We start from the raw sequence: 9546 nt of genomic DNA on the forward strand, positions 1-9546 counted from the left end.
CGCTTTGTCAATAAGGGAAGGATAGTAGCTCAGTATCAAGTCCTTTCACCATTTATACTGTGTCGATAAGCTCTTCATAACCTCGTACCGGATGCTTATAACTTCCTGTGCAAGTAAAAGGCTCACTTTCTTCCGACACTATCAACACTCCATCATTATCATCATATTTCTTCTTCAAAGAAAGAATAAAGAATAATAATAAGATGTTATGTCGATAACGGGGGAGTGGAAAACAAAGCTCCACGGAGGGAGCACCCGGTCGGGGTGGCAGCGTCCGTGGAGCAGAGAGGGGGAAGGGTGGGGTCAAAGCCCGAGGCGGGCGGAGATGTCCAGCATGCGCTCGATGGGGAGGAGGGCACGCGCGGCAATGTCGGGAGACACCTCGATGGCGGGGGACTCGTCGCGCAGGCAGGCATAGAGCTTCTCGAGCGTGTTCAGCCGCATGAAGTTGCACTCGTTGCAGGCACAGGTCCCGGCGTTCGGAGGGGCGGGGATGAACTCCTTGTCGGGGCACTGCTTGCGCATCTCATGCAGGATGCCGGACTCGGTGGCGACGATGAAGCGCCGACGGTCGCTCTTCACGGCGTGGCGCAGCAGGGCTGCCGTGGAGCCGACGACGTCCGCCAGCTTGAGGACGGCACCCTTGCACTCGGGATGGGCAAGGACCTCGGCATCGGGATAAGCTGCCTTCAGCTCCACGATGCGCTCCACGGAGAACTGTTCGTGCACGTGGCAGGCACCGTCCCAGAGCAGCATTTGGCGTCCTGTGACGGCGTTGATGTAGTTGCCCAGGTTCCGGTCGGGACCGAAGATGATGGGCGTGTCCTGCGGAAAGCTTTCCACAATCTGACGCGCGTTGCTCGAGGTTACTACCACGTCAGTGAGTGCCTTGACGGCAGCGGACGTGTTGACATAGGAGATGACCGTGTGGTCCGGATGTTCGTGTACGAACTCGGCAAAGCGGTCGGCAGGACAACTGTCGGCGAGCGAACAGCCTGCTGCCAGGTCGGGGACAAGCACTTTCTTGTCGGGACAAAGGATTTTGGCTGTCTCGCCCATGAAGTGTACGCCGCACATCACGAGGATGTCGGCATCGCAACGGGATGCCCACTGTGCGAGGGCGAGGCTGTCGCCCACGAAGTCGGCAAGGTCCTGGATCTCGCCTTCCTGGTAGTAGTGTGCCAGGATGACGGCATTCTTCTCTTTACGTAACCGGTTGATTTCTTCTTTCAACATCATGATAAGTTTGTGTTTGTCGGGGCGACCCGGACGGACCGTCCCGTGGGGTTATGGATAGGGGGACGCACGACGGGGTACGTCCATTTAGTGTCGGGAGGAAGGATACTTCCGTTTATCAACAACTGTCTACAAGACTTTCAACAGCCGACAAATGATTGACAGACAGCTTTTCAACAGTTACCGTCCGTGCGCTGTTAACAGGTTTGCTGACAGGGGATGTCGATAAGGACGGACGCTGGATGGAGTCGTCAGCCCCTCCGCAGGAACTCCACCAGACGCTCCACGGCACGCGCACGGTGGCTGATGTGGTTCTTCACGTCGCCCAGTTCGGCAAAGGTGCGGTCGTAGCCTTCGGGGATGAAGACCGGGTCGTAGCCGAAACCTCCGTCGCCGTGTGGTTCCGTGGCGATGGTTCCGCAGACGATGCCTTCGAACTCATGCACCTCCCCGTCGAGGATGAGGGCGATGACGGTGCGGAAACGGGCACGTCGGTCGGTCACCCCTTCCATGCGGGAGAGTAACTTCTTCATGTTCGCCACGGAGTCGTGTCCTGCTCCTCCGGCATAGCGTGCCGAGTAGACGCCCGGTTCGCCGTCGAGTGCGTCCACTTCCAGTCCGGTGTCGTCGGCAAAGCAGTCCATGCCGTAGTGTTCGTGGATGTAGCGCGCCTTGATGAGGGCGTTCTCTTCGAGGGTGGTTCCCGTTTCGGGGATGTCGGTGTGGCAACCGATATCGTTGAGGCTCATCAGGCTGACCGACGTGCCGAGCATCGCGGACACCTCTTCCAGCTTGTGGGCATTGTTGGTGGCAAATACAAGTTTCTTTTCCATGATGGGTGTGTCTGGTTGAACAAAAAGCCGCAGACCCCCAAGGCAGGGAGCTGCGGCTGTCAGAATACAGGTTTAGTATGTACAGTATGAAGTCATTGAAAGCAGGTTATTTCACTTTTATCTTGTCGAAGCCCTCGCCGAACACGCCGATGACGGCACTCTGGGAGATGAAGGCATTCGGGTCTATCGCCTTGACCAGGCGGAAGATGTTGGTCGACTCGCGTTTCTTCGCCAGTACGACGATGACCTTGACGCCGTTCTTGCTGTACCAGCCGGTGCCGTCGAGCAGCGTCACGCCGCGGTGTGCCTGGAAGACGATGGCATCGGATATCTTCTCATACTCCTTGGAGAAGATGAGGAACTGCACGGACTGGCGGGCGTTGTTGACCACGTAGTCGATGCAGAGCCCGATGACGACGAGCGTACAGTAACCGAATGCCATCTTCTCGATGGTGTAGCCGGGAATGAACGAGGAGGAAGAGATGATGCAGATGTCGCAGAGCATCGTCATGCGTCCGAAGGTCACGTCGCGGTACTTGTTCACAATGGCGGCGATGATATCCGTTCCGCCCGTGCTGCCGTTGTGGGTAAACGCCATGCCCAGTCCGATACCGCAGAGGGCGGCGCCGATGATGCACGCCATGAAGGGTTCGTCGCCCACGAGCGAGAGAGCCTGTCCCTGGTCGTCGACAATGATGCGCTGGAAGAACCACAGCAGCACGTAGAGCACGGCTATGCCGTAGATGGTCTTCACACAGAACTTCCACCCCAGTATCTTCAGGGCAAAGATGAGCAGGACAATGTTGATGAGCACGTACGTGTTCTGGATGGGGATGTCCGTCGCATAGTACACGATGGCGGAGATACCCGTCACGCCACCCGTAGTGATCTTGTTGGGGATGAGGAATCCCGCCCACCCGAAGGAGTAGAGAATCAACCCCAGTGTGATGAACAGATAGTCCTTCATCTCTGTCCACATGTTGGTGATGCGAATTGGTTTGAATTTGTTCATACTATACTTGATGTTTAAAGATTGTAGTTACATAAGATGTCGGGTCTGTTCCCCCTTGTCAGGTCTACCCGAGTACCATATTGATGATTTTCTTCGGTACGATGATGACCTTCCGGATGGTCTTCCCCTCCAGGTACTTCTGCGAAGCCTCATGCTCGCGCACCGTCTGTTCGATGGTGGCATTGTCGGCATCGGCAGGGAAGTCGAGCGTGAAGCGTGCCTTGCCGTTGAACGACACGGTGTACCTCACTACATCCTCCTTCAGGTATTCCTCGTTGCAGACGGGCCATTGTGCGTCGCAGACGCTCGTCGTGTGTCCCAGAGCCTCCCACAGCTCCTCGCAGAGGTGGGGTGCGAAGGGGGCAAGCAGTACCACGAGGTCGGACAGGACAGCCCGCTTGTTGCACTTCAGCTGGCTCAGCTCGTTGACGCAAATCATGAACGCGCTCACCGAGGTGTTGTAGGAGAAGTTCTCTATGTCGACCGTCACCTTCTTGATGAGCTTGTGGATGGACTTCAGTTCGTCGCGCGTCGGTTCGCCGTCTGTCGGAAGGAACTCGTCCTTGCGGCTGTAGAAGAGCGACCAGAGCTTCTTCAGGAAGCGGTGTACACCGTCGATGCCGTTCGTGTCCCAGGGTTTCGACTGCTCCACGGGACCGAGGAACATCTCATACATGCGCAGCGTGTCGGCACCGTATTTCTCGACAATCATGTCGGGGTTCACCACGTTGTACATCGACTTGCTCATCTTCTCCACTGCCCATCCGCAGACGTACTTGCCATCTTCGAGGATGAACTCTGCCGTGGCGTATTCCGGACGCCAGGCCTTGAAGGCTTCCAGGTCGAGCACGTCGCCCGAGACGATGTTCACGTCCACGTGGATGGGGGTGACGTCGTATTGGTCCTTCAGTCCCAGGGAGACGAAGGTATTGGTATCCTTGATGCGGTAGACGAAGTTGCTCCGTCCCTGAATCATGCCTTGGTTGACGAGTTTCTGGAACGGCTCTTCCTTCACGCTCACGCCGAGGTCGAAGAGGAACTTGTTCCAGAAGCGCGAGTAGATGAGGTGCCCCGTGGCGTGCTCCGTTCCGCCCACGTAGAGGTCTACGTTCTGCCAGTAGGCGTCCGCCTGACGAGACACCAGTTCGTGGTCGTTGTGCGGGTCCATGTAGCGCAGGTAGTAGGCGGACGAGCCTGCAAAGCCCGGCATGGTATTCAGTTCAATGGGGAAGACCGTCACATTGTCAATGCGGCTGTTCTCGGTGACGCAGCGGTTCACCGTGTCCCAAGCCCAGCGCGTGGCGTGGCCCAACGGCGGCTCACCCGTCTCCGTGGGGAGGAACTTCGCCACCTCGGGCAGTTCCAGCGGAAGGCAGTCCTCGTCGATCATGTAGGGCATTCCGTCCTTGTAGTATACGGGGAAAGGCTCACCCCAGTAGCGCTGGCGGCTGAAGATGGCGTCGCGCAGACGGTAGTTCACCTTCACACGTCCCAGGTTGTGCTCCTTCACGTACTCCTTCGTGCGTGCGATAGCTTCCTTCACCGTCAGTCCGTTGAGCACCAGTCCGCATCCTCCCGTAGCTCCCTCGCGCGGCGAGTTGGTCATGATGCCCTCCTTGGCGTCGAAGCTCTCTTCACTGACGTCGCAGCCTTCGATCAGCGGACGGATTTCCAACCCGAAGTGCTTGGCAAAGGCATAGTCGCGGCTGTCGTGCGCAGACACTGCCATGATGGCTCCCGTACCGTATCCGGCAAGTACGTAGTCGCTTATCCACACGGGGATGGCTTCGCCCGTCATCGGGTTGACGGCATACGAGCCCGAGAACACACCCGTCACGCGGCGGTCGGCGATGCGTTCGCGCTCGGTACGCTTCTTGGTTGCCTCCAGGTAAGCCTCTACCTCGGCACGTTGGCTGTCGGTGGTCACCTGTGGCACCAGTTCGCTTTCAGGAGCGAGCACCATGAACGTCACACCGAAGATGGTGTCGGCACGCGTGGTGAAGATGGTGAATTCCACCTCGCTGTCCTTGATGCGGAAGCGCATCTCCGTACCCTCGGAACGTCCGATCCAGTTGCGTTGCGTCTCCTTGAGCGAGTCGGTCCAGTCGAGGGTGTCCAGTCCTTCCAGCAGACGCTGTGCATAGGCTGACACGCGGAGGCACCACTGGCGCATCTTCTTCTGCACCACGGGGTATCCGCCACGTTCCGACACACCGTCGACCACTTCGTCGTTGGCAAGCACCGTTCCCAGCTGCGGGCACCAGTTGACCATCGTCTCGCCGAGGTAGGCGATGCGGTAGTTCATCAGTGTCTCCTGTTGCTGACGCTCGTCCATGGCTCGCCATTCGTCGGCTGAAAAGCTCAGCTCCTCGCTGCACGCAGCGTCCACGCCCTCGGTTCCGGCAGTCTCGAACGCCTTCACCAGTTCGCTGACGGGGCAGGCGCGGTTGAGCCGGTTGTCGTAGTAGCTTTCGAACATCCGTTGGAACGCCCACTGCGTCCAGTGGTAGTACGACGGGTCGCAGGTGCGCACCTCGCGGCTCCAGTCGAAGGAGAAGCCGATTTTGTCGAGCTGCTCGCGGTAACGGTTAATGTTGTTCACCGTGGTGATGGCGGGGTGCTGTCCCGTCTGTATGGCATATTGCTCGGCAGGCAGTCCGTAGGCATCATAGCCCATGGGGTTGAGCACGTTGAAGCCCTGCAGGCGTTTGTAGCGTGCGTAGATGTCCGAAGCGATGTAGCCGAGTGGGTGTCCCACATGCAGTCCCGCTCCCGAAGGATAGGGGAACATGTTGAGGACGTAGAATTTCTTCTTTGTGGAGTCTTCTGTCACGCGGTAAGTCTGTCGTTCGACCCACCGTTGGTGCCATTTCTTCTCAATCTCTCTGAAATTGTATTCCATTGCGATGTATTTGTTTTGGTGTTACGTTCTTGTTCAGCGGAAGCGTTGCCGTCAGCCGACGATTCCGCCCCTTCTTTACTAATAATGTGCAAAGATAGATGTTTCGGGCGAAGAATGAAGTTTCTCTCCCCCGGAAATAATCTAAATGGCTACTTCTGTGGCATTTCTCTCCCTTTTCCGCCCCGTTTGTCCGTTGTCAGGCGGACGCATCCTCACCCACCGTGCAGGTCTGTCTGTACGAAATGACAGATATGCAGGAGCTGCTGAATGTAAGGATATTTAAAAATCAGGTACAATTTCCGTGTTCGAAAACGGTCTTTTGGGTCTCTTTGCTTGATGTAGGTCAATAAAACGGGCTTTTTATGTTGAAAAGCATGTTTTCGCTTGTTGATAATTCCAAATGCCCTTATCTTTGCATCGTGATTAAAGGTTATAAGGATAACAAACGAACAAAAGACGCTCTGCGAAGAGCAAGTTCAATAGGTAGTAAAAGGTAAAAAGATTTCGATTTTTAATCAAGTGCTTGAATGTTGTGCATAGGGATTTACAACATTTTTAGTTACTTGTCAATTTTCACGTAGTGAAGTAAGAATTTACTAGAATTTGAGAGATTTGAAATGATTAAGGAGAACTCCCGGGCTTGCGAGAAGTCCGGGAGTTTTTGTTATGTACGCTCGGCATGAGTCCACAAAAAAAGCCGCCCGTAGTTTCACAACCGGGGCGGCTCGATAGTCTAACTAATCAATTATAACATTTAAAGATCTGTGCTTATTTCCTATTAGTTGTAGGTTGAATAGCCTGTGTTTGTTTTACAGCTTCCCTCCGCGGGCCTTGACGCGCTCATACCATGCTTCGCGCTCCTTGGTCAGGTCGTAGCCCTGCTTGGAGAGGTAGTTGTTGATGCGGCCCTTGTACTTGCCGAAGGCTGCATGCTTCTTGTTGGAGTTCTCGGCATCCATAGCATACTCGCGTGCCTCCTTCAGCCAGGCGAGTATCTGTTTCTTCTCGTAGTCCTTCAGTGTCGGTATCATGTCACACTGTGCGTCGTAGGTCACTTTGACCACGCCGTAAGTCATGCCGTCCTTCACTGCCTCGATTTGTGTGTCGTCGAGGAAGAGCGAGAGTCCGGACTCCAGTTCGAAGTGGTGGCGGAAGAGTTCGCTGTCCTTGGCATTCTCGGCTGCCTGTACTGCAGCATTCTTGGCATCGCCGGTCAGCTTCTCCTTGGCTTCCTTGACAGCGGCATCCCGTTTCTCGTAGATGTCGTTGAGCAGGAAGTAGCGGTTGGCAATGATGTTGCGCACGTTGAGTGCCACATCCCCGTCGGTGAGTGCCAGCTTGTCGACAATCTTCTGCGAACGTTCACAGATGGTCTTCACGTAAGCCGCGTCACGACCCTCTTCGTTGAGTTCCACTCGCTGTGCCGATGCCGTTGCGGCGATGCACAGCAGAAGAAAAAGCAGTAAGGAGTGTTTCATCTTTTTCATCCGTTGCAAAATTACATCAATTTTCCTTTTTCAGCCAAAGTATCGTAGTTGTTTTTCAAGTCAGTCCAGTCGATTTTGTTCTTTGTGCTGATGCCGTTGATATATTTTTCGATGTTGGTGTAGCCGTCGCCGGTGCAGTCCTCGTTGGCGTCGCTCGGGTCATTGGGGTTCAGTCCGTTGGCCTTTTCCCATTCGTCGGGCATACCGTCGCCGTCGGTGTCAACATACGGGGTACCCTTGTACTCGGGGAATCCGCCCATCTGTGCCGGTGAGGTGATGATACCGAGCTTGTAGGAGTCGTTCGCCATACGACGGTATTTGAACAGTCCGTCCTCGTTCTGCGATTTCTCGGCCAGTCCCCATACGTCGCCGTAAGGATTCTCTTTCGGCAGTTTCTCCACGTAGTAAGGTTTGCCGGTGCGCACTTCGTCGATGATGCGTTGGTCGATGATGTCGCGGCAGGGGATGTTGGCACCCACGTTGCGGAGCACATAGTCGTATGCGTCACGGGTGTTGAGGATTGTCAGGTGAGGCATCTCGAAGGGAGCCTTGGCACGCATCAGCTCGGTGTATCCCTCGGTGTTCTCCTGGTCCTCGATCTGGATGCCGCCGTCCCAGTTGTCGCGGGTCACACGCTCGTTGCCCTCCATGATGTTTCCTTCAGCGAAGACACGTCCGTAAACCTTGTGGTCGAGCTTGCTTCGTCCCGACTCCGGTTTGAGGATACGGAAGGCGATGGCGCCCTCTTTCGGGGTTGCAGGACCCGGTTTGTAGTAGTTGTTGATGAAGTTGTACATCGCCGTGTAGTCGCCGCCGTCTGAAGAGCGGTGTACCCAGTTGAAGACTACGTTGTTGACGAAGTTGAACACGCCGTTCCATCCCACAGACGGGTTACGTCCGGAGTTGCTGGCCCAGAGGTTGCGCATGAAGGCGCAGTTCTCACCGCCGAGGGTGCTTCCGAAGGCATGGTTGTAGGTGTCGAGTGCCTTGGCGGAGATGGTATTCTGGATGGTGACGTTGACGGTGGGGAGTTTCAGTTCCGTTGTTTTATATTGTCCCTCGCTGGGGTCGTACATGTGACGGTAGAAGGAGATGTTCTCGTCGAGTCCCCAGGAGCAGGAGCAGTGGTCGATCATGATGTTGCCCACGGGGTTGCCGCCGAAGGAGTCGTCACGGTGCCACACCATGGTCTCACCCCGACGGAAGCGCATGTGTCGGATGACCACGTCGTGTGTATCCACCCAGAACGATTGTCCCGAAACGACTACGCCGTCACCGGGAGCAGTCTGTCCGGCAATGGTGATGTAGGGGGCACGTACGATGATGGGAGTCTCCAGCTTGATGATACCCGACACGTTGAACACGATGATGCGTGCACCTCCCTGGTCGCATGCGTCACGGAGTGAGCCGGGTCCGCTGTCGTTGAGGTTGGTCACGGTGATGACGCGTCCGCCTCGTCCGCCAAAGCTGTACATACCTCCACCTTCAGCACCGGGGAATGCCGGAATTTTTGCCTGCGGAAGGTCACAAGGTCTTGAAGCCCAGGGCACATAGGGGCGTCCCTCTTTGGCTTCTTTCATCACGATGGGGAGTGCTTTAGCCCAGGCAGAGTCGGCATGTGCGTATGCCTTTGTAATCATCTCTTTGTACTTTGCCTGTGCTTCGGGAGTGATTTGGGGATATTGTGCGTATGCTGCATTGGCTGTACCGAGCAAGCCTGCCAGCATGAATCCCCATGCTACTGTTTTTTTCATAGTCATTATATTATCTATCCGGTATTGTTTTTCTTGATTTGTGTAAATAGACTGCCAGGAGTGCAAAAGGTTATACGGCGGATGGTGTGTATTTTAATTTTTTAATAGAAGGGGAGTGAGTGGGGAGTGAATCGGTAGGTACTATTTCCCGGCAAACACTGTTGTCCGACGGATGGAACACAAGTGTTTGATTCATCAAACACATTAGTTTGACTCACCAAACACAAGTGTTTGATCTGGCAAACATAGTAGTTTGACATACCAAAGTATAATACTTTGGTAGGCTAAGTATAATACTTTGGTAGGCTAAGTATAATACTTT

General features: G+C 55.2%; 6 protein-coding genes. All 6 read right to left on the minus strand.

Annotation, left to right across the window (positions count from 1 at the left end; translation table 11 throughout):
* Positions 1 to 303 precede the first annotated feature (303 nt).
* The 6 genes from nadA to M3087_RS04395 all read right to left on the minus strand — a co-directional run bounded on the left by nadA (position 304) and on the right by M3087_RS04395 (position 9224).
* The gene (gene nadA / locus M3087_RS04370) at positions 304 to 1239 is read right to left on the minus strand and encodes a quinolinate synthase NadA (protein ID WP_249094009.1); all 936 of its coding nucleotides are present in this window, start codon (positions 1237 to 1239) and stop codon (positions 304 to 306) included.
* A 248-nt stretch (positions 1240 to 1487) separates the two neighbouring features.
* The gene (locus M3087_RS04375; RefSeq protein WP_249094011.1) at positions 1488 to 2069 is read right to left on the minus strand and encodes a non-canonical purine NTP diphosphatase; all 582 of its coding nucleotides are present in this window, start codon (positions 2067 to 2069) and stop codon (positions 1488 to 1490) included.
* 106 nt (positions 2070 to 2175) lie between these two features.
* Positions 2176 to 3081: a YitT family protein gene (locus tag M3087_RS04380; protein WP_199881848.1), complete on the minus strand. Its 906-nt coding sequence runs from the start codon at positions 3079 to 3081 to the stop codon at positions 2176 to 2178.
* A gap of 64 nt (positions 3082 to 3145) precedes the next feature.
* The gene (leuS, locus tag M3087_RS04385) at positions 3146 to 5983 is read right to left on the minus strand and encodes a leucine--tRNA ligase (RefSeq protein ID WP_249094013.1); all 2838 of its coding nucleotides are present in this window, start codon (positions 5981 to 5983) and stop codon (positions 3146 to 3148) included.
* A gap of 809 nt (positions 5984 to 6792) precedes the next feature.
* Positions 6793 to 7461: a DUF3826 domain-containing protein gene (locus M3087_RS04390; RefSeq protein ID WP_369860849.1), complete on the minus strand. Its 669-nt coding sequence runs from the start codon at positions 7459 to 7461 to the stop codon at positions 6793 to 6795.
* 20 nt (positions 7462 to 7481) lie between these two features.
* Positions 7482 to 9224 (minus strand): thrombospondin type 3 repeat-containing protein, encoded by a 1743-nt coding sequence (locus M3087_RS04395; RefSeq protein ID WP_249094015.1) that lies wholly within the window; start codon positions 9222 to 9224, stop codon positions 7482 to 7484.
* Positions 9225 to 9546: the final 322 nt, after the last annotated feature.

The sequence above is a fragment of the Mediterranea sp. ET5 genome (genome assembly GCF_023337025.1).
Lineage (GTDB): Bacteria > Bacteroidota > Bacteroidia > Bacteroidales > Bacteroidaceae > Phocaeicola_A.